The sequence below is a fragment of the Tissierella carlieri genome (assembly GCF_018917285.1).
Lineage (GTDB): Bacteria > Bacillota > Clostridia > Tissierellales > Tissierellaceae > Tissierella > Tissierella carlieri.
Window position 1 is genome coordinate 1 of record NZ_JAHLOH010000048.1, and the last position, 19,443, is coordinate 19,443.

23 protein-coding genes are annotated in these 19,443 nt (G+C 31.4%); 22 read left to right on the forward strand and 1 reads right to left on the reverse strand.

Annotation, left to right across the window (positions count from 1 at the left end; genetic code table 11):
- The first annotated feature begins 6 nt into the window (after positions 1–6).
- From KQI38_RS17045 to KQI38_RS17055, 3 genes are read left to right on the forward strand one after another with little or no spacing between them, the layout of a single operon-like run.
- Positions 7–156: an ABC transporter permease subunit gene (locus KQI38_RS17045; protein WP_276515577.1), complete on the forward strand. Its 150-nt coding sequence runs from the start codon at positions 7–9 to the stop codon at positions 154–156.
- A 12-nt stretch (positions 157–168) separates the two neighbouring features.
- A complete protein-coding gene (locus KQI38_RS17050) occupies positions 169–1,101 on the forward strand; it encodes an ABC transporter permease (protein WP_216561512.1) in 933 nt (310 codons plus the stop codon).
- A 17-nt stretch (positions 1,102–1,118) separates the two neighbouring features.
- A complete protein-coding gene (locus tag KQI38_RS17055) occupies positions 1,119–2,981 on the forward strand; it encodes an oligopeptide ABC transporter substrate-binding protein (RefSeq protein ID WP_216561514.1) in 1,863 nt (620 codons plus the stop codon).
- Positions 2,982–3,066: 85 nt separating this feature from the next.
- Here the strand turns inward: KQI38_RS17055 and KQI38_RS17060 are convergent, their stop codons facing one another.
- Positions 3,067–3,795, reverse strand: a complete 729-nt coding sequence (locus KQI38_RS17060) for a hypothetical protein (protein WP_094899674.1) — start codon at positions 3,793–3,795, stop codon at positions 3,067–3,069.
- Between the two features lie 309 nt (positions 3,796–4,104).
- Between KQI38_RS17060 and KQI38_RS17065 the strand changes: the two genes are divergently transcribed.
- The 19 genes from KQI38_RS17065 (at position 4,105) to KQI38_RS17155 (ending at position 19,441) form a co-directional block, all read left to right on the forward strand.
- Positions 4,105–4,305: an ATP-binding cassette domain-containing protein gene (locus KQI38_RS17065; RefSeq protein WP_094899675.1), complete on the forward strand. Its 201-nt coding sequence runs from the start codon at positions 4,105–4,107 to the stop codon at positions 4,303–4,305.
- Positions 4,306–4,311: 6 nt separating this feature from the next.
- On the forward strand, positions 4,312–5,031 hold the full coding sequence (locus tag KQI38_RS17070; RefSeq protein WP_246565906.1) for an ABC transporter permease: 720 nt from the start codon (positions 4,312–4,314) through the stop codon (positions 5,029–5,031).
- Between the two features lie 43 nt (positions 5,032–5,074).
- A complete protein-coding gene (locus KQI38_RS17075; RefSeq protein WP_216561516.1) occupies positions 5,075–5,683 on the forward strand; it encodes a TetR/AcrR family transcriptional regulator in 609 nt (202 codons plus the stop codon).
- Between the two features lie 4 nt (positions 5,684–5,687).
- Complete coding sequence (locus KQI38_RS17080; protein WP_216561522.1) at positions 5,688–5,921, forward strand: thioredoxin family protein; 234 nt, start codon at positions 5,688–5,690, stop codon at positions 5,919–5,921.
- Between the two features lie 130 nt (positions 5,922–6,051).
- Positions 6,052–6,984, forward strand: coding sequence for a CobW family GTP-binding protein (locus KQI38_RS17085; RefSeq protein WP_246565907.1), 933 nt, complete (start codon positions 6,052–6,054; stop codon positions 6,982–6,984).
- A gap of 216 nt (positions 6,985–7,200) precedes the next feature.
- Positions 7,201–7,779, forward strand: coding sequence for an accessory gene regulator ArgB-like protein (locus tag KQI38_RS17090; RefSeq protein ID WP_216561524.1), 579 nt, complete (start codon positions 7,201–7,203; stop codon positions 7,777–7,779).
- A gap of 170 nt (positions 7,780–7,949) precedes the next feature.
- Positions 7,950–9,311: a sensor histidine kinase gene (locus KQI38_RS17095; protein ID WP_216561527.1), complete on the forward strand. Its 1,362-nt coding sequence runs from the start codon at positions 7,950–7,952 to the stop codon at positions 9,309–9,311.
- A 43-nt stretch (positions 9,312–9,354) separates the two neighbouring features.
- Positions 9,355–9,483 (forward strand): cyclic lactone autoinducer peptide, encoded by a 129-nt coding sequence (locus tag KQI38_RS17100; RefSeq protein WP_216561529.1) that lies wholly within the window; start codon positions 9,355–9,357, stop codon positions 9,481–9,483.
- 202 nt (positions 9,484–9,685) lie between these two features.
- The gene (gene guaB, locus KQI38_RS17105) at positions 9,686–11,137 is read left to right on the forward strand and encodes an IMP dehydrogenase (RefSeq protein WP_216561531.1); all 1,452 of its coding nucleotides are present in this window, start codon (positions 9,686–9,688) and stop codon (positions 11,135–11,137) included.
- A gap of 15 nt (positions 11,138–11,152) precedes the next feature.
- A complete protein-coding gene (gene guaA / locus KQI38_RS17110) occupies positions 11,153–12,103 on the forward strand; it encodes a glutamine-hydrolyzing GMP synthase (RefSeq protein ID WP_476756238.1) in 951 nt (316 codons plus the stop codon).
- A gap of 291 nt (positions 12,104–12,394) precedes the next feature.
- Entirely contained in the window at positions 12,395–13,375 is a 981-nt protein-coding gene (locus tag KQI38_RS17115) for a helix-turn-helix domain-containing protein (RefSeq protein WP_216515732.1), read from the forward strand.
- Between the two features lie 96 nt (positions 13,376–13,471).
- The gene (locus KQI38_RS17120; protein WP_216561533.1) at positions 13,472–13,948 is read left to right on the forward strand and encodes a pyridoxamine 5'-phosphate oxidase family protein; all 477 of its coding nucleotides are present in this window, start codon (positions 13,472–13,474) and stop codon (positions 13,946–13,948) included.
- Positions 13,949–15,037: a hypothetical protein gene (locus KQI38_RS17125; RefSeq protein ID WP_216561535.1), complete on the forward strand. Its 1,089-nt coding sequence runs from the start codon at positions 13,949–13,951 to the stop codon at positions 15,035–15,037. It abuts the gene before it with no gap.
- A 486-nt stretch (positions 15,038–15,523) separates the two neighbouring features.
- The gene (locus KQI38_RS17130) at positions 15,524–15,907 is read left to right on the forward strand and encodes a hypothetical protein (RefSeq protein ID WP_216561537.1); all 384 of its coding nucleotides are present in this window, start codon (positions 15,524–15,526) and stop codon (positions 15,905–15,907) included.
- 760 nt (positions 15,908–16,667) lie between these two features.
- Positions 16,668–16,847 (forward strand): hypothetical protein, encoded by a 180-nt coding sequence (locus KQI38_RS17135; protein ID WP_216561539.1) that lies wholly within the window; start codon positions 16,668–16,670, stop codon positions 16,845–16,847.
- Positions 16,848–16,867: 20 nt separating this feature from the next.
- Positions 16,868–17,734 carry an ABC transporter ATP-binding protein gene (locus KQI38_RS17140; RefSeq protein WP_216561541.1) on the forward strand — a complete coding sequence of 289 codons (867 nt, stop codon included), beginning with the start codon at positions 16,868–16,870 and terminating at the stop codon, positions 17,732–17,734.
- On the forward strand, positions 17,734–18,444 hold the full coding sequence (locus tag KQI38_RS17145; protein ID WP_216561543.1) for an ABC transporter permease: 711 nt from the start codon (positions 17,734–17,736) through the stop codon (positions 18,442–18,444). Before KQI38_RS17140 ends, KQI38_RS17145 begins: the two co-directional genes overlap by 1 nt.
- Before the next feature lie 19 nt (positions 18,445–18,463).
- The gene (locus tag KQI38_RS17150; protein WP_216561545.1) at positions 18,464–18,787 is read left to right on the forward strand and encodes a hypothetical protein; all 324 of its coding nucleotides are present in this window, start codon (positions 18,464–18,466) and stop codon (positions 18,785–18,787) included.
- Positions 18,788–18,799: 12 nt separating this feature from the next.
- Positions 18,800–19,441, forward strand: a complete 642-nt coding sequence (locus tag KQI38_RS17155) for an SAM domain-containing protein (protein WP_216561547.1) — start codon at positions 18,800–18,802, stop codon at positions 19,439–19,441.
- Positions 19,442–19,443 lie beyond the last annotated feature (2 nt).

Here is a 19,443-nt window from a genome sequence, read left to right on the forward strand (position 1 = left end):
TCAGGCATGGGGGAACTATTTATATCCTCAATTACCAGTAGAGATTATTCAGTAATGAATGCTTTGGTTCTATTATTTGGTGTATTGACGTTACTTGGAAGTTTATTGTCAGATATAATCATGACAATTGTTGATCCAAGAATAAGGATAGAATAGGGGGTAGCAGGTATGAATAAAGAAAAAAAAGTTGTGAAAAATGTTGCCTCTAAAATAGATGAAGAAACATTAAAATCCGTTAGTGAGGTACCCTCCTTTTGGAAGGTAATAAAAAGAGAATTTAGGGCTGATAAGCTGGCAACATTCTGTCTTATTATGTTAGTTATTATTTTCACCACTGTAATAGTAGGTTCTTTTCTAATAGATCAAGAAGAGCTTATGAGGATAAATTTGAGAAATAAGTATAAGGCACCTAGCAAAGAATTTATTTTAGGAACAGATATTGGAGGAAGACCGATTGCAGGACAATTGTTAATAGGTGGAAGAAACTCCATTTTAATAGGCTTTGCTGTTACCATACTGACTTCTACAATGGGAGTGATTATGGGATTGATTGTAGGTTTTTATGGTGGAAAGATAGATAATATGATAATGAGAGTATGCGATTTTATCTCTATATTGCCTACAACTATGCTTATCATTACCTTCGTAGTTGTAATTCCAAAATATACTATGTGGCATTTTATATTTATTATGAGTATATTTTATTGGGTTGGGATGACTAGATTAGTAAGGAGTAAGGCATTGTCGGAAAATAGAAGGGATTATATAAATGCTTCTAGGATAATGGGTACAAGTGATTTTAAGATTATGTTTACTGGAATTCTTCCAAACATTAGTTCAATCATTATCGTTGACTTGATTTTAGGATTTGCAGGGAACATAGGAATTGAAACTGGATTATCTTTCTTAGGATTTGGTTTGCCGCCAGCGACACCATCACTTGGAACTTTGGTTTCATATGCAAGAACTCCAGGTGCCATGACAGGCAAACTATGGTTATGGTTACCTGCATCATTATTGATACTAGTAATGATGCTGTGTATAAATTACGTCGGGCAAGCTGTTAAAAGGGCGTCCGACGCGAAACAAAGATTAGGATAAAGAAGGGGGAAATTAAAATGAAAAGAAGTTGGAAAGTTATTATTCCACTACTGCTGGTATTAGTACTTGTACTAACATCCTGTGGTAAAAAGGTGGAGCAGGAGCCACCAATAAGCAAAGAGGAAGAAGTATCTCAACAACCAGAAGATAAAGCCGACCAAGGACAAGACGAACCTGCTGTAGGGGTAGGTGAGATTGTACTACCTCATCCAATGACTATTAAAAAAGATGGAGCAACAGTAGGCGGTACACTTAATGTTGCTATAGTAACAGATACACCTTTTGAAGGTATTTTTAATGAATTCTTATCTTCAAATGCTGTAGATAGCCAATTAGCGGAGCCTCTACAATCAGGATTCATGAGATCAGGTCCAAACAAAGAAATAGTAAATGGCGGATGGTGTGATGTTGACTTCGACAGAGAAGCTAAAACAGCTACTTACAGGATTCACAAGGATTTAACTTGGTCTGATGGAGTACCTGTAACTTCTGATGATTTAATCTTTGTATATAATAGTATAGGACACAAAGATTATCCAGGTGTTAGATTTGACAGTGATTATCACAATGTTGTAGGTATGCTTGACTATAACCAAGGAAAAGCAGATACTATTTCAGGACTTAAGAGAATCGATGATAAAACTCTTGAAGTAAGCTTCTATGAGTTTACACCAGGAATATTATGGGGTGCAGGTCTTACTTATCAAGCTGAACCAGCACATTATCTAAAAGATATTCCAATAGATCAAATGGAAGGACATGACAGAGTTAGAAAAAATCCACTATCTTATGGTCCATTTATGGTATCTAATATAGTACCTGGAGAATCAGTAGAATATGTTCCAAATCCACATTGGTTTGGAGAGAAACCAAAGGTAGATAAGATTGTAGCAAAGAGAACAAGTTCAGATACTATTGTAGAAGCATTGAAGGCTGGAACATTTGATATTGTTAATAAGATCAATGTTAATAGTTATCCAGAGTATAAGGATTTAAGCAATATAACTTTAACATCAGCTGTAAGTAGATCTTTAGGATATCTAGGATTTAAACAAGGAAAGTGGGATGTAGAAGCTAAAAAAGTTGTGCCAGATCCAAATGCAAAATTAGCTGATGTGAAATTAAGACAAGCAATAGCTTATGCTATGAATAATGAAGAAGTAGCAGAATTGTTCTATAACGATTTGAGAATACCTGCTAATGCATTAATTACACCATATCATGCTAGTTTCTGGAATGATAAGCAAGAAGGTTATCCATATAACCCAGAAAAAGCAATGCAAATATTAGATGAAGCTGGATATAAAGATGTAGATGGAGATGGACTTAGAGAAGATCCAAAGGGTAACAAGCTACAAATCAACTATCTTTCAATGTCAGGTGGAGATATAGCTGAGCCGTTAGCTCAATTCTATATTCAAAACTTTAGAGATGTTGGATTAGATGTAGTATTACAAAATGGTAGATTAATAGAGATGAATGCATTCTACGATATGGTAGAAGAAGATAATGAAGATATAGATCTATTTGCAGGAGCTTGGCAAGTAGGATCTAACCCAGAACCATCAGGATTATGGGGAAGACACTCTCTGTTTAACTATGTAAGATTTGCAGCAGATGAAAACGATAAACTAATTAATGCTATTAATTCAAATGATGCATTTGGACCAGATGGAATGGATAATGAGTACATGGTAAAAGCATATCATGATTGGCAAAAATATGCTATGGAGCAAGTTATAGTAGCTCCAACTCACTATAGAATTGAATTGACAGCACTTAATAACAGAGTTAACTACTGGGATGCAGACCCTATGAATTATGACTGGGGATGGGAGAAGGTTGGTCTATTAGCTGACACTCCTGAAAAAGCAAAATAGGAAAATTTTAATTAAATACAATAAAAGGTCTAATGATAAAAATCATTAGACCTTTTATTGTATTTAATTTTTTTATATTAAAGGTTTATTTATTTTCTTCATTGATTGAAGGCGTATTGGAGGCTAGAGGATTGAGCCAAGCTGATGTAGTTTCTTTTTCTAATAAAATTTGTAGATTTTCAGGATTTTCAAACTCTTTATTTGATTCACTTTTAGGTATCTTGTAGTTTAATAGATAAGTATAAGGAGACTTTTCTTTAAATCCAATGTCCTTAAATCGTAAATCTGTTAAATGAAATTTTACTCCCTCTTTTATTGGCTTCGAAATATCATCAGCAATCTCTAAATAATCGCCTAATTTTCTGTATATTATTTGATCTTTATCTTGAAAATAAAAGTTATCTTCATCTCTGCCGAGAAATTCGACATCCTCTGTTACTATTTCCTCTTCATATATTCCAGCTTTTCTAAAATTATCTACTAAGTACAATTTACTATAGATGTTAGTTTCCCAATGACCAGGATAATGGTATGTAAAAATGGTTTTTTTATTATTTCTTACACCATAATTAATATATCTATTATAACTGTACAATACCTTATATTTATTAAAATTTGCTATGGTATTTATACCAAAGATAATGAAAAAGATAATAACAATAGAAAATATAATGTTAGAAGCTTTGCTATTATTATATCCTATAAACGTTAATCTGTGGACTATAAATATTAAAACAAGACCTAGGATAATTAAGTGAAAGAAAAAAGAGTCGTATAAGAATTTTTCCGCTTCTATCCAAAATTCAAAATTCATAAGGTCACCCCCTGGTTTTATACATTAGCTTAGCAAACTTTCAAATAAGATAATTATCCCCCCCTTTAAAGTTATTAGCTATACTTTAAACATACGATATAATGAGCGAAAAGTCAATACTTTCTGAATTTGATTTGTGAAAAAGATAACTATGATTACAATATATGTTATTCCATTGATTTAGTCATATGTTTATTTTTATAGAAATCTAATGTTAACTGCTGCAATTTTTATTGACAAATAAAAAACATAAAGATACGATAGACTTATCGGTCTAGGCTGCATGGTCTATAAAAAGGAGTGATTAATTTGTATAAAATTAAAGATTTAACCTTTAAGTATCCTAAGAATGAAGAAGACACCATAAAAGGGATATCCTTTGAAATAAAGGATGGAGAGATATTTGGTCTATTAGGCCCTTCTGGTGTTGGTAAATCTACTACGCAAAAATTACTCATTAAACTATTAGAAGGTTATAAAGGAGAGATACTCTATAAAGGAAAGTGGTGAATAATCATGTATGGAAATTTTCTAAAATCAGAGGTTAAAAAATGGAGTAGAGATTCCATGATGGGATTTATGTTAATATATCCTATTATATTTGGATTGCTTGGCAGATATTTTTTACCTTGGATATCTGATAAATATGGATTTAATTTTATACCCTTTAATGATTTAATCTTAGTCATCTTAGTATTAATTGTACCTATATCTTATGGAACGTTAATAGGATTTTCTATATTAGAGGATAGGGATGATAATGTATTAACTAATATTAAGGTTACGCCTCTTAGCATGCATCAGTTTTTAAGTTTTAGATTAATTGCAGTATATTTAATTTGTGTTGTAGCCACTATATTTGTAATATGGTTTTCAAAAGTAGGAGATATCTCCATAAAAGATATTATTCCTATATCTTTGTTAGCATCTTTAGAAGCTCCTATATCAGGTTTATTGATTAATTGCTTTGCTAAAAATAAGATTGAAGGATTTGCTGTGATGAAAGCTGGAGGTAGTATAATAATCTTTCCAATAATTGCATTATTCTTTGGAGGAGCAAAGGAAATGTTTTTCTCTTTTGCACCAGGATTCTGGTCAGCTAAGGTAATTAGTAGTATAATAAAAGGTGGAGGACCCTATCTTTCATATAATCAATATTATTTTATAGGTTTAGTATATATGGTAATATTAAATATATTGTCCTATCTATTATTCCTTAAAAAGATAAGAGTATAGTAAACAAACGGTTTATTGATTGCAATGGAGAGGAGCGGTGTTTTTGAATGTAAAAAAGGAGAAATCCTTTGAGAAACGAGAAGAGCTAATAAATGCAGCTTTAATTGAATTTGGAGATAAGGGATATGATAATGCATCGTTAAATAATATCTTAAAGGAAGCTGGAATAAGTAAAGGAACATTTTACTATCATTTCAAGAATAAAGAAGAGTTATATGTTTATTTGTATGATATTCTAGCTCAAGAAAAGATGAAGTTTTTTAATCAAAAAATAAAGCCTGAAGATTTCGATAAAGATATATTTGCATTGTTGAAGATTATGAGTAAAGCAGGTGCGGAGTTTGCGAGATATAAGCCTGAGATAGATAGATTTTCAGCCAGTTACTTAAAAGATTTAAATAATCCAATATTAGATAAGGTAAAGGAAAAATATGATTTTAGGGGTAATGATCACTTAGATGTTATAATAAATAAAGCCTATGAAAGAGGAGAACTAAGAGAAGACTTACCAAAGACATTTATTAAGAATATGATATCTTATTTATTAACTAATCTTCATGATATTACAGAGGTTATAGATATCGATGAATATGCAATAGAGTTTAATTATCTAATAGATTTTTTCAAAGATGGATTGGGAAAAAAGGAGTGAAAAAATGATAATAAAAATATTGGGAGCAGGTTGCGATAAATGTGATAAGTCCTATGATAATGCAGTAAAAGCAGCAGCAGACTTAGGGATTGAGGTGAAAATTGAAAAGGTTGAAGATTTAATTACCATGATGAAATACGGTATCATAACTACACCGGGGATAGTTGTTGATGAAAAAGTGGTTATGGTCGGGAGAGTACCAAAGGTTGAAGAATTTAAGAGTATGATAAGAGCATAATCACGTATATTGACATAACCCCTTTAGTGGGGTTATAATTTAATCAACACATAGATATATTTAAATATCTCTATGTAATAAGGGAAATAGTTGATATTATAAGAATTCATAATATAGTGAGGTGTAATAATTGGATAAAAAAATTAATCTATATCTTTTAACAGGGTTTTTAGGTTCAGGAAAAACTACATTTTTAACCAATATTTTAGAGGATTTATCTGGAGAAAAAGTAGGAGTTATAATGAATGAATTTGGTCGAATCAGCATAGATGGAGAAATCATAAAAAAAGAAGGTATGGAAATAGTTGAGATTAATAGAGGGTCTATTTTTTGCTCGTGTTTAAAGCTTAGCTTTGCTCATGCCATGATTGAAATGGCAGACAGAGATTTAAAATATTTATTTGTAGAAAGTTCTGGCCTTGCAGATCCTTCAAATATTGGGGAGATATTAGAGGGTATAAAGGCTGTAAAGGGAGATTTATACGATTATAAAGCGGCAATATGTGTAGTTGATGGTGTAAATTTTTTGGAGCAATTGGAAGATTTAGAAACTGTAGAGAGACAAATTAAACATTGTCATCTAGCAGTTATTAGTAAAGTAGATTTAATTGACGAAGAAAGATTGATCAATATAATATCTAAGATAAAAGAAATCAACCCTATAATACCTATTGAAACTATGGAATTTGGCAGGCTTGATTATAATTTTCTCCATGAAGATTTGATGAAATACAATTGGGCAGAAAATGAAGATTCCACAAATGTGCCTGAAACAAAACCTAAGACCCTAATGCTAACTTATGATGGAGAGATCAAAAAGGATGACTTAATCAAATTCATTGATAGGATAAAATCTGATGCTTATAGATTGAAGGGGTTTTTAAAACTTGAAGATGGCTGGAATCAAGTAGATGTAGTAGGTAAAAGAATTGATTTTAAGACTATAGATGAGAAATATGAGAATTCCCAGCTAGTTATTATATCTAAGATAGGACCTCATATAATCAGACCTATAGCTAATAATTGGAATGAAATATTTGATATTGAAATGAAGCTAAGATAAGTATAGAAAACAAACGGATGATGCCAGTGAAATGGCATCTTTTTTATCCACTATATTAGAGTAAATGATGAATTATGGCGAAAAATCAGGAAAAATGACTAAATACAATTGTACATAGTGAGGACAAGTCGTGATATAATAAAAAATATTAACTAGTTATAAAAAACTATGCCATAGAAGTTTTAAATTATGGTATTGAGGTAGGTGTTTAGTTATATGACAGACTATATATGTAAACTAACATTAAAAGAATTATGTGCTAGAGATATTATAAAAGAAGAGGATATAGAAGTATATCGTTATGGATTGCAATTACTTGTAGCTACAATTTTAAAGGGGTTAGGAATTGCAATTATTGGAATTTTAACTGGTCTATTAAAAGAATCCATTGTATTTATTTTGTTTTTTAGTAGTCTTCGAATACAGGCGGGAGGATATCATGCTAAAACTGTAATTAATTGCTTTATAGGAACATCAATGTTATTATTTCCCTCGATTCTACTATTGAAACTATTGCCTATAATTTATCAGCCATATTATGTTCTAATATCCATGGTATTTTCAATATTTTTTGTTTATTTATATGCACCATTGGAAAGTGAAAACAAACCATTAGATGAAGAAGAAAAAATACTATATAGACGTAGAAGTTTACAAACAGTTATTATAGGAAATATTATTATACTAATATCAATGGCTTTTAGTGATAAATTTGTTTATTATGCGGCCATAGCTTCTACTGGTTTTCTATTAGAATCATTAACCCTAATACATGCCCTTGAAAGTGAAAAGTAAACTAGTGTTTAAAGAATTGCTGGCTATAAAGTAATTCTTTTTTATTGCTTGATTTAATTAATATGTTATATTAGTAAGTAGGGGTGGAATAATTAGTACTATTGGACCTTGACATTCATAAATAAATAGTTTAGAAGAGTTTTTTCCTGGATGATTGGGGGTGTAATATAATGGATTTGACTATAATGAATATATTTACAAATATATTAGATACAGTTTTAGTTTTTTATTTTCTAGTTAGGATATTTCAGAAAAAGAATATAAATAGGAAAAACTCTGTAATGTTTTTATCAAATCTAGTAATCTTTAATACATTGATTAATCATGTATTTGGGTTAGCAAATTCTTTGGGATTTATAGCTATATTTATTGTATCCACAATTGTGTATTCATATTTGTTAGATGAAAAATTTCCTAAGATATTGATTTATAGTATTCTAGCTACTATATTTATGTTTATCTTTGAGTTAACGGCTGCAAATATTATAGTTCTAGTTTTTCAGATACAACCATCATTAATATTAGAATTAAATATTTATAGAATATTAGGAATAATTTGCTCTAAAGGAGGATTCTATTTATTTATCAAATATCTAATAAGAAAGATTAATATACCTTTATACATGAAAACTAGCAGTATAAAAACTATTATCTTAATTGGATTTTTTAATATTTTAGTTATATATATGACATTGACTTTATACAAGTACATAATGGTGGAATCTGTAACTGCTTATATATATTTAATAGGGATGGGGATAGGTGCTATAATATTTAGCTGGATAATATATTCCACATCTAAAAAGATGATATATCAATATCAGCAGGAAATGATTTGGAAGGTCAAGGAAGAGGAATTTCACAAAAAGGATTTCTATATTAAAAGTATGAGCGATATTCTTTATACAATAAGATCTCAGAGGCATGATTTAAATAATTATCTTAGCACCCTTTATGGTTTAATGTGCTTAGGAGATTTTGATGATGCAAAGGCGTACATAACAAAGATTAATGATAGAGTCAGCAATATGAATAAAATAATTGAAACAAATCATCCCGTCATCACCGCTCTAGTAAGCATAAAAAAGAATAAAGCCTTTGAAGAGAATATCGATATGGAATTAGAAATAGATATACCTGAAGAATTATCAATTGATTTTGTTGACATTTCTATTATAATCGGAAATATATTGGATAATGCAATAGAAGCATGTACTTTAATTGATAAAAAATTTGAAAGAAAAGTTTATCTATCTCTAAATATGGAAGAAACTTATTTAATAATCCAAGCAAATAATACGAAATCTCAAAAAATAAAATTAGAGACTAAAGATATTACAAGCAGGTTTACAACTAAAGCTGATAAGGAGAGCCATGGATTTGGTTTAGGTAATATTGAATTTATAGTGAATCAATATAACGGAATTATGAAAATAGAAGATTTAGGAAGCGAATTTAGGGTAAATATAAGAATACCTATGGAAGGAGATCTTAGGTATGAGGTGCAATCTACCGCCTATGTAAAAGGGTAGAATTATATACACTATACGTATATAAAAGGGGAGGAGGGTAAATATGAAGAACAAAAGTTACCTACTTAACTTAGTTGCAGTTTTATCACTTATGTTTGCAAATCTTGGTGCTGAGGTTGCTTGCTGGGGGCTTTTCTACCAACCAGAGATGCCAAAACAATTGAGAAAGTAAAATGTATTAGCTATTAAAGAAAAAATCTTAAGGGAAAAAATCCCTTGAGATTTTTTCTTTTTTATTAAAATTTATTTTACAACTTGTTTTTTTAGGATTTATAAATTAGAATATAGTATTAAGATAGAAAAAGTATTATTAATTTATATATTGTTATACTAATAATAAATGCTTTGACAGAATAATAAAGGAGGAATGTATAGTGGAATTTGTAGGTGAAGGTTTAACTTTTGATGATGTTCTTCTACTTCCTGGTAAATCTGAAGTACTACCTAAGGAGACTAATATCAATACTTATTTAACTAAAAACATTAAATTAAATATACCTTTAATGAGTGCTGGAATGGATACGGTAACAGAATCTAAGATGGCAATAGCTATGGCTAGAGAAGGTGGAATCGGCATAATCCATAAAAATATGTCTATAGAGCAGCAAGCATTAGAGGTGGATAAGGTAAAAAGGTCAGAACATGGTGTAATAACTGATCCATTTTTTTTATCTCCTTACCATAGCGTATCAGATGCCTTAGAATTAATGGAAAGATATCATATATCTGGAGTTCCAATAACAGATGAAGATGGAAAGCTAGTAGGTATTATAACTAATAGAGATATTAGATTTGAAAAAGAAACTGCAAAGAAAATCGATGATGTGATGACTAAGGAAAATTTAGTTACTGCAAAAATAGACATATCTATGGATGAAGCTCTAGAAATTATGAAACAACATAAGATTGAAAAACTTCCTTTAGTAGATGATAATTTTATGCTATCAGGATTGATAACTATAAAGGATATAGAAAAATCTATTCAATATCCAAATTCAGCTAAAGATCATACAGGTAGATTGTTAGCTGGTGCGGCAGTTGGAGTAACAGGAGATATGATGGAAAGGGTAGCAGCATTAGTTAAATCCAAGGTGGATGTTATAGTTGTTGATACTGCTCATGGCCATTCTAAAGGAGTATTAGAAGCTGTAGGTAAAATAAAAAGAGAATATCCGAATCTACAAGTAATTGCAGGAAATGTGGCAACAGCTGAGGCTACAGTAGATCTAATAAAGGCTGGAGCAGATGCTGTAAAGGTAGGTATAGGACCTGGTTCTATTTGTACTACTAGAGTTGTAACTGGTATCGGTGTACCACAAATAACAGCTGTAATCAATTGTGCTAAGGCAGCAAAAGAATATGGTGTTCCAGTTATCGCTGACGGAGGAATCAAGTATTCCGGTGATATAACAAAAGCTATAGCAGCTGGAGCAAATGTAATAATGGCAGGATCATTGTTTGCTGGAACTGATGAAAGCCCTGGTGAAGAAGTTTTATATGAAGGCAGAAGATACAAAGAATATAGAGGAATGGGCTCTATGGGTGCCATGGATTCAGGTAGCAAGGATAGATATTTCCAAGAAGATACTAAGAAATATGTACCAGAAGGTGTAGAGGGCAGAATACATTATAGAGGACCATTAGGAGATGTAGTATATCAACTTGTTGGTGGATTAAAATCAGGAATGGGATATGTTGGAGCTAAAAATATTGAAGAGTTACAAGATAAGGCAAGATTTATAAAGATTACATCTGCATCTTTGATAGAAAATCATCCTCATGATATCCATATTACAAAGGAATCACCAAACTATAGCAGACGCTAAAAAGGAGGCAACATATTGATAATAAAAGACTTTATAAATAAGCAATTAGAAGAGATTAAAGAAAAAGTAGGAAATAAAAAAGCCCTATGTGCTTTATCAGGTGGGGTAGATTCTTCTGTGGCAGCAGTATTAGTTCATAAGGCTATTGGAGATAATCTAGTCTGTGTATTTGTAGACCATGGTCTTTTAAGAAAAAATGAAAGACAAGAAGTAGAGAGTGTGTTTAGAGATAAATTCCATATGAATCTAATAGTGGTTGATGCTGAGGATAGATTTTTAGGAAAGTTAAAAGGAGTTACTGATCCTGAGCAGAAAAGAAAGGTAATCGGAGAAGAATTTATTAGGGTATTTGAAGAAGAACAATCAAAACTTGAAGACATAGAATTCCTAGTTCAAGGAACGATCTATCCAGATATAGTTGAGAGCTTGAATAAAGATGGTAAAGTAGCAGTTAAATCCCATCATAATGTTGGAGGTTTACCTGAAGATGTTAACTTTGAGCTTATAGAACCACTTAAAGAATTATATAAGGAAGAAGTTAGAGAAGTTGGTCGGGCATTAGGGATTGATGAAGAGTTAGTAAGCAGGCAGCCATTCCCGGGACCAGGACTAGGCGTTAGGTGTTTAGGAGAATTAACTAAAGAAAAACTAGATATCCTTAGAGAAGCAGACTATATCTATAGGGATGAAATCAAAAAAGCAGGATTAGATAAGGAAATTTGGCAATACTTTGCAGTGTTACCAAATATCCAATCTGTAGGAGTTATAAATGGTGAGAGAACTTATTGCCATACAATAGGTTTAAGAGCCGTAACTACTAAAGATGCCATGGTAGCTAAATGGTATCCAATTCCATTAGATATATTAGGAAAGATTTCAGAAAGAATTACAGATGAAGTGAAGGAAGTAAATAGGGTGGTATATGATATAACAAATAAGCCGCCTGCGACAATTGAGTGGGAGTAGTATCCAAAACCCCTAGAAAACTGATAAATAATAGTTTTCTAGGGGTTGTTTTTATTTGTGGGGTAAATTGATATTGTCTATTTAATTTTTTTTGAGTATAATTTTCGTAGAATGTTAGTAAATTCTGCTTGTAGCAGATAGAAAATGTTATCTACGGTGTTATGCTGTTTCTCAATAAGAGAGAAAATTTATATTTTCTACAGAAAAATAGGATTACCCTCTTGACTCTTCCTTTGGGGAATCCTTTATACTAAGTTTATTCCTGATAATTTAGAAAAGAGGTGGAAACAAATGAACAACCTAATCAAAATCAAAGATGTGTCAAGCAAATATGACATTACAGCCCGCACACTGCGTTATTATGAGGACATGGGATTGCTGTCCAGCACTCGAAGTGATGACTACGCATATAGAATGTATGACGAAAACGCTGTTAGGCGACTTGAACAAATACTCATATTACGCAAGCTGAATATCAGTATAAAAGACATTCAACGTGTTTTCAACACTTCCGGTTCCGATATAGTTTTAGAAGTACTGGGGAAAAAAGTACAGAACATAGACGACGAGGTTGCGCTTTTGCATGAGTTGAAAGAAATCGTGATGGATTTTATACGGGAAATCGAACAAGTGAACTTTGCAGACAAATCCGACATAAAACTGCTGTATAACAAGGCTAAAGAGATTGAAACACAATTGATAAGCATTGACTATATCGGCAAGCCTTCCAATATAAACCGCTTGATTGAAATAACGGAAAAATTAGATAAAAAAATTCCTGATATAATGGTCGTCAGGATACCGGGATTCAAAGCGGTAACGTGCGGCGACCAACCGTGGGGAGAAATGTTCAAAGAAGGCGGATATATGTACCAATTGTGGCAGTATTGTCATTTGTATAAGAGTGTGATTTTCGATTGTTTTGATTTTTTGCTGTCTAAAAATGACAAAGCTGAATGGATATGTGCCGTTAAAGATGGTGTTACCAATGCGGATGTAAGCCCTTTTAAATTGTTCGATTTTCCGGGAGGCTTATATGCTATGGCAGTCAGTATTGATGAAGATAACGAGAGCATACATAAAGTGGAAGATAAAGTTCGCCGATGGATTGAAAGCACAAATTTTGAGCTTGACAAAGGCCGCAATGTTATGTTCAATATGCCTTATTTATATGAAGATGGAAGAGATATTGCCTATAAAGATATAGAAAAGGGACTTGGCTATAAACAAATGCAAAGATATTTTCCAATCAAGCTAAAAGAAGGAATATAAAAATACAAGGAATTTCTCATGTATTATTTAGGTAATTGCGAAATGCAAAGTATGACAGAACCCATAGGGAAATAAAAAATAAATGGAGGAATTATCATGAACAAGTATGAAAACGCGATGAAGCTTATGGAAGAATACTGCGGAAACGGAAAGGACAACCTTGTTGCTCTTGCAACTATTGCATTGTCCCCGAACGCCGTCGGCAATCCCCGCCCTGCTGTCCGTATAGTTGATGCTTATTATGAAGACGGCGTTTTTTATGTTTCTACAGACGCGAATAAAAATAAAATGCTGGAAATTGGGAAAAACAACGAGATTTCCATTTGTGGGTTAGACTTGTTTGTTGCTCAAGGAACGGCTGAAAATCTCGGCTGGGTAAAGGACGAGAGGAACGCGGAAATAAGAGCGAAGATGAAAAAAATCTTCACATGGTTCGATGCACATGGCGATGAAGACAACCCTGACTCAATCGTTCTGCGTATCACCCTTACAGAAGGAACGATAACTGATAACGACAAAAAATACGGTGAATGGCAGTATAAAGTTGACTTTGCGAAGAAAGAAGTGAAATAAATGGGAAAGACACTCAAAGATATGGCAAAGCACTTAAAAAATGTTATTACGCCAGAAATACCTGAAACATATGCAATTAATCCAATGTTTGAAAATATTTCAAACGAGGAAAACATTCGAGAAGGAGTTCTTGCGTTCAGAAACTTTTTGTATCAGCTTTGCGATGTTTTGATTGTTGAAGGTGATTCGTATGACAATCATAAAAAGAATGCTCACGTATTTGATGACCGCGTTACTATTTCGGTATATTTTCCATTCCTGCACAATGTGAAATGCTTATTATTGAATATAGGTTTTCATGGTGTACTAACAGAAAGCACCGGGTCCCTTACCGTTGGAAACAATATATTCGACACGAAAATCCCCGTTTCAAAAAGCATTGAATGCTTGCGATTCTTGAATGCTTGCGACATATTGATTGACGGTATAAACTTGAATGATAAAAAACCGGATTTATTAAAAGCTGAAAGAATAAAAATTTCGTATCCTAATAACCCTGCTATGCTGACGGGCTTGAAGGTAATGGCAATAGCAGAGATAGAATTTGGTAGAAACGCCAACAAATCGAAGGTCAATAAGTCCAATACAATCAGTTATTGCCGCTTCTCCGATATTTTATTGCGATGTGATTACAGAGTATTGAAAAATAATAAAACCGACGATGTTATTTCTATATTAAAAGATACTATGAAACCTTTGTCTGCCAATGTGCAAGATTTTATATTGCAGCTACATCAACGTTATTTGGATAAAGGGCTTAAATGCGATGTGGAAATAAAAGATTTATGGATAAAGATTAAATATTCTTATAAAAGAAATGAGATATGGGCAATTAATGCATCACTTAATAATGGTTATCAAATAAATGTCAAAGCCAAAAACACGCATAAATACGCTGATGCCATCGAAAAACTTCCTTCATTTTTACAAGAAATGATTGAAAAGGGATATGGGTGCGGAAAAAAAAGAGGTATAAGCGATTGTTGTGATGGAGGTTGCCGAGGGTTTCGTATTTCCCTGGATGACTCAATCATTGATATAAGAAATGCTATCGAAACTTGGCTTGACACGGAATTGTCATTTGTATAGTATAAGCATTAGTAAAACATAGTGGAAAAATACTATATACCTTGATTAGTGTGATTATCTAAGCTGAAATTTGAAGGATATTTGCTTTGCGGCGTGATGTTGACAACAAAAAATCAGTAAGTCAAAATAATATGTGTAATTGAAATAGAAAGTCGGCATAAAAAGCACCAAAACTAAACATAAATGTTTAGAAACGCCGCTGAATTTGCCGAGTGGGAATAATAGACAAAAACCTTATAATGGCTGGAAATAGCTGCTATAAGGTTTCTTTTATGTGTGATGATTCTAAAATGGTTCTGTTTAATAAATATACTCTATGAAAATTTCGAATAATTTGCATACTAAACATCTACAAGTTAAGATATAATTAGATAAACAAGGAAACATTTGGTCAGATGGTGGTTCTGAACTTTTTGCAATCTTTATATTTGTATTACGGTTGCTCGATAGACGATATAATATATTAAAAAAAGGAGGTAGATATATTTGAAAACGATGGATATAAAAAATAAAGTCCTGTGGGGGACTAGTATGGTTGGACTAATGGGTATTTCATATTGGTTATATAGATTTTCTTTTTTTGAAATGCACGGCATGAAACAGTGGCCAAATATATTGGCTATATTAGGTGTTATTGTAATAGTTATCGCTACTATATTTGGAAACCGTATAATTTCAGGGGCTGCTGTCGTAGGATACGTGGGCGGTTTTATCCTTGCTATGATATTTAAGACTTATGGTGTAGATCAAGGTGGAGGAACTACAAATAATAATTGGATAATATGGGGAACGGTTTTCATTATTTCAATTTTGATTGCTTTTATTATAGATTTTATTCTCAAACAGGCTTATAAAAAGGAAAGAGATTAAATATTACTTGTTTATTTTAATAGTATTATTTATATTTTCACTCATTGATTTATTAGAGTACGTTTCAAATCCACCTACATAGGTATAAACATTTTTTTGAGGTAGTTTGGGTGTATTTCTTGTTAGAAAAGGGTAACCCAATAAAAGTAGAGGAGAAGTAAAAGTAAAATCACTAGAAGACTTAGAAATGTAAGTTTTCCAGTGATTTTTTTGTTGTATCATATTAGTTTGTACTCTTTGCTTGAAAGATTGGTAGTACTTTTTGATTTGTAAATATATTACAAAAGATTAACATGTTTACCCTGCGGTTTGACAAATGTTGACAGTGCATTTATGTTATCATACCTATAAGTTTATAAAATCAATAGTGATATATCTTTCATTTAATATAACTTTTATTCATATCTTAGTAATACTGCAATGGATTATGATGAACAAATTGGAGAATATACCTGTGAGATCATAAAACCTAAGCCCTGTTAAATTGTCATGTAAATCAGAAGACATAAATATAATCCTTAGAATAACATTAATGAATTGAGATCCTATATAAATTAACCTATTAAGTTAGTTTTATTAAGTTTAAACAAATTTAAGATCATAGATTATTCTGAAAAATATCTTTAATTACTTCTTCAAAACTTATTTAATCTAAGTTGTTTACTAAATTCGAGTTATATTACAATAATTAAAAGTTAAGGTATGAGAAATTTTATATAGATTTTCTTATATTTAAAATCAATTAAAGGGAGGGAGAAGAATGGATGGTGCTAAAACAAGAGATTTAATAGGAATTATATTAAAAGGTATTGGTTTAGCCATGGGAATTGCAGTATTTGTACTAAGTATATTAGGAAGTATTGAAAATGATATTTCTATAAAACTATTATCTTTAGGAGTTGTTGCATATGGTTTATACTTATTGCAAGATAAAAAATAATTGAAATTAGGAGAAGAGATATGGATATAAAAGTAAAAAATGATTCAGTTATAGCGATGAATAACATTGTTATGAACTTTGGAAATACAGAAGCTTTAAAAGGAGTTAGTTTTCATATTGATCACCAAAGAATATTTGGATTATTAGGACCATCAGGAGCAGGAAAAACCACGATTATAAAAATACTTACAGGACAATTGAAACCCACATCAGGTGATGCTTTTGTAAATGGTATGAATAGTGAATCTCTCGATGATGTGACATACTCAACCATGGGATTAGTATTAGATACAACGGGTCTATATGATAGGCTTAGTTGTTGGCAGAACCTATCAATATATGCAGATATATACAATGTGGACAAAAATTTAATTTCTAAAGCACTGGAAGAAGTTGGACTTTTAGAAGCAAGGAACAAACCCGTATCCAAGCTATCCAAGGGAATGAAGCAAAGACTATCAATTGCTAGGGCAACGCTACATAATCCAAACATATTATTTTTAGATGAACCAACTACTGGATTAGATCCTGTTACTATGAATCAGATTCATGATAATATTTTGAAGCTTAGAGACAATGGGACCACTATTTTCCTTACAACTCACAACATGGAAGAGGCATATAAGCTTTGTGATACAGTGGCATTATTAAATGAAGGGGTTATAGTAGAGATGGACGAACCTAAAAGGCTTTGCAGGAAATATAATGACAAAAATGAAATTGAAATAATCCTCAAAGATGGTAGCAGAAAAATTCTATGTAATAGTCCTGATTGTGCCGAAGAAATTAAAGAGTTTTTTTCTAAGGACGAAGTTGAGTCTATTCATTCTTCTGAACCAAATCTTGAAACTGTATTCATTCATTTAACAGGAAGGGGGTTATTATAATGTCTTGGAGAAGAGTAAAAGCGGTACTAAAGAAACAAGTGATTGACACATTAAAAAACAGAACGGTGCTAATTCAATTTGTTATGTTTCCCATATTAGCCCTAATACTTACAAAAACCATAGCTAATGGTAACAATGATATTCCTTATGATTATTTTATTACTATGTTTGCATCAATGTATGTAGGCATGTCGCCGGCAGTAGCAATGGAAGGAATAATATCTGAGGAGAAAGAAAAAGGAACTTTAAGATCTTTGTTAATGGCCAATGTTAAACCATATGAATATCTATTAGGAATTGGTTTCTATACCTTTGTAATGTGTATTGTAGGAGTTGGGATTTTAGCTATCGGTGGACAGTATAGTGGAGGAGAGCTTTTAAAATTTTTTATTATTATGGCTTTAGGGATTTTATGCTCTATGATGTTTGGAGCTACTTTAGGAATAGTGTGTAAAAATCAAATGAGTGCTAACAGTACAACTTTACCTTTGGTCATAGTTTTTGCTTTTATGCCCATGATAGCTATATTTAATAAATCCTTTGGAAAGGTTTCAAAGTTTTTGTACACTCAACAGGTATATGACATAGTTAATAACTTAGGACAATTAAGTTTAAACATGGAACGTTTAATTATTTTAGCTGTTAATTTTATATTGTTTTTAATACTATTTATCAATTTTTATAATAAAAAAGGTTTGTTAGATAATTAATATTGGGAGGAGGATTAGAATGACATATGATGGAAATCAAGACAATAATGAAAATGTAGTTGATAATCTAAATTCAAACAATGTGGCTATTCAGGAGATTATAGAAAAGGCAGTTTTGGACCCAGAATTTAAGAAGAATTTGATTGAAAATCCAGATGAAGTATTAGCTAATTATGACATTAGTGAAATAGGAAAAATTATGATTAAATCTTTGAGTGAAGAGGACTTTGATAAATTGACTCCTGAAAACATAGAGGAGTATTTTGCAGCAGATTCTGCAATTTATACACCAGACTTTGATGAAGACATTCCTGTAGAGTATTCTGATGAAAATGATATTTAAGGAGTGTTATATATGTTTGTTTCAAGTGAGGATATAGTTTTTAATGAATTAGATAAAAATTTAGAATCTATCATAAGAACCAGTTCCATCTTAGCAAAACTTAAGGGAAAGGATGATAAGTTAATTTATATATTAGAACAGGAGTACAAAAATGATCCATTTAATATAGAAAAAATTTGTGCTTATTGCTTTTACTTATGGTTTTTAGCGGATGATCGTTTGGATTTATCGGATACTAACTCTGTATTTCAAGTTTCTTTTAACTTAATAAATGTAGTAGATGATGTGGTGGATATAGAGCCTAGATATTGGATTTTATGGATTTTAAAATATAGAATCCAATCATTTATGAATTTCAGTGAAGAAGAGCTAATATCTGATTTAAAAGAATTATTAGAAATACAGCGACTAAAGAATTATCCTTCATATTTCCTAGTATCAGACATTCTTCTTTCTCATGTATATTATCTTAAGGAAAGGTATCAAGAAGCGGAAGATATACTTAAAGAAGTCAATACCTATTATGAAGGTAAAATTAAGATTTTAAAAGAATTTTTTCAAGGATTTATAGATGAATATAGAAATCTAGTTAAGCGCTCAGAAGAAGAAAGTATTATGGAGTTATTAAATCAAATAGAAAAGGAATATTTTTAGAG

Excerpts from the sequence above, each read along its gene's own strand:
- KQI38_RS17045 (WP_276515577.1), top strand. The coding sequence starts at position 7 with ATGGGGGAACTATTTATATCCTCAATTACCAGTAGAGATTATTCAGTA.
- KQI38_RS17090 (WP_216561524.1), top strand. The coding sequence starts at position 7,201 with ATGACAGACTATATATGTAAACTAACATTAAAAGAATTATGTGCTAGA.
- KQI38_RS17080 (WP_216561522.1), top strand. The coding sequence starts at position 5,688 with ATGATAATAAAAATATTGGGAGCAGGTTGCGATAAATGTGATAAGTCC.
- KQI38_RS17095 (WP_216561527.1), top strand. The coding sequence starts at position 7,950 with ATGGATTTGACTATAATGAATATATTTACAAATATATTAGATACAGTT.
- KQI38_RS17125 (WP_216561535.1), top strand. The coding sequence starts at position 13,949 with ATGGGAAAGACACTCAAAGATATGGCAAAGCACTTAAAAAATGTTATT.
- KQI38_RS17150 (WP_216561545.1), top strand. The coding sequence starts at position 18,464 with ATGACATATGATGGAAATCAAGACAATAATGAAAATGTAGTTGATAAT.
- KQI38_RS17060 (WP_094899674.1), bottom strand. The coding sequence starts at position 3,795 with ATGAATTTTGAATTTTGGATAGAAGCGGAAAAATTCTTATACGACTCT.
- KQI38_RS17050 (WP_216561512.1), top strand. The coding sequence starts at position 169 with ATGAATAAAGAAAAAAAAGTTGTGAAAAATGTTGCCTCTAAAATAGAT.
- KQI38_RS17115 (WP_216515732.1), top strand. The coding sequence starts at position 12,395 with ATGAACAACCTAATCAAAATCAAAGATGTGTCAAGCAAATATGACATT.
- KQI38_RS17155 (WP_216561547.1), top strand. The coding sequence starts at position 18,800 with ATGTTTGTTTCAAGTGAGGATATAGTTTTTAATGAATTAGATAAAAAT.
- KQI38_RS17100 (WP_216561529.1), top strand. The coding sequence starts at position 9,355 with ATGAAGAACAAAAGTTACCTACTTAACTTAGTTGCAGTTTTATCACTT.
- KQI38_RS17120 (WP_216561533.1), top strand. The coding sequence starts at position 13,472 with ATGAACAAGTATGAAAACGCGATGAAGCTTATGGAAGAATACTGCGGA.
- KQI38_RS17145 (WP_216561543.1), top strand. The coding sequence starts at position 17,734 with ATGTCTTGGAGAAGAGTAAAAGCGGTACTAAAGAAACAAGTGATTGAC.
- KQI38_RS17070 (WP_246565906.1), top strand. The coding sequence starts at position 4,312 with ATGTATGGAAATTTTCTAAAATCAGAGGTTAAAAAATGGAGTAGAGAT.
- KQI38_RS17135 (WP_216561539.1), top strand. The coding sequence starts at position 16,668 with ATGGATGGTGCTAAAACAAGAGATTTAATAGGAATTATATTAAAAGGT.
- KQI38_RS17140 (WP_216561541.1), top strand. The coding sequence starts at position 16,868 with ATGGATATAAAAGTAAAAAATGATTCAGTTATAGCGATGAATAACATT.
- KQI38_RS17055 (WP_216561514.1), top strand. The coding sequence starts at position 1,119 with ATGAAAAGAAGTTGGAAAGTTATTATTCCACTACTGCTGGTATTAGTA.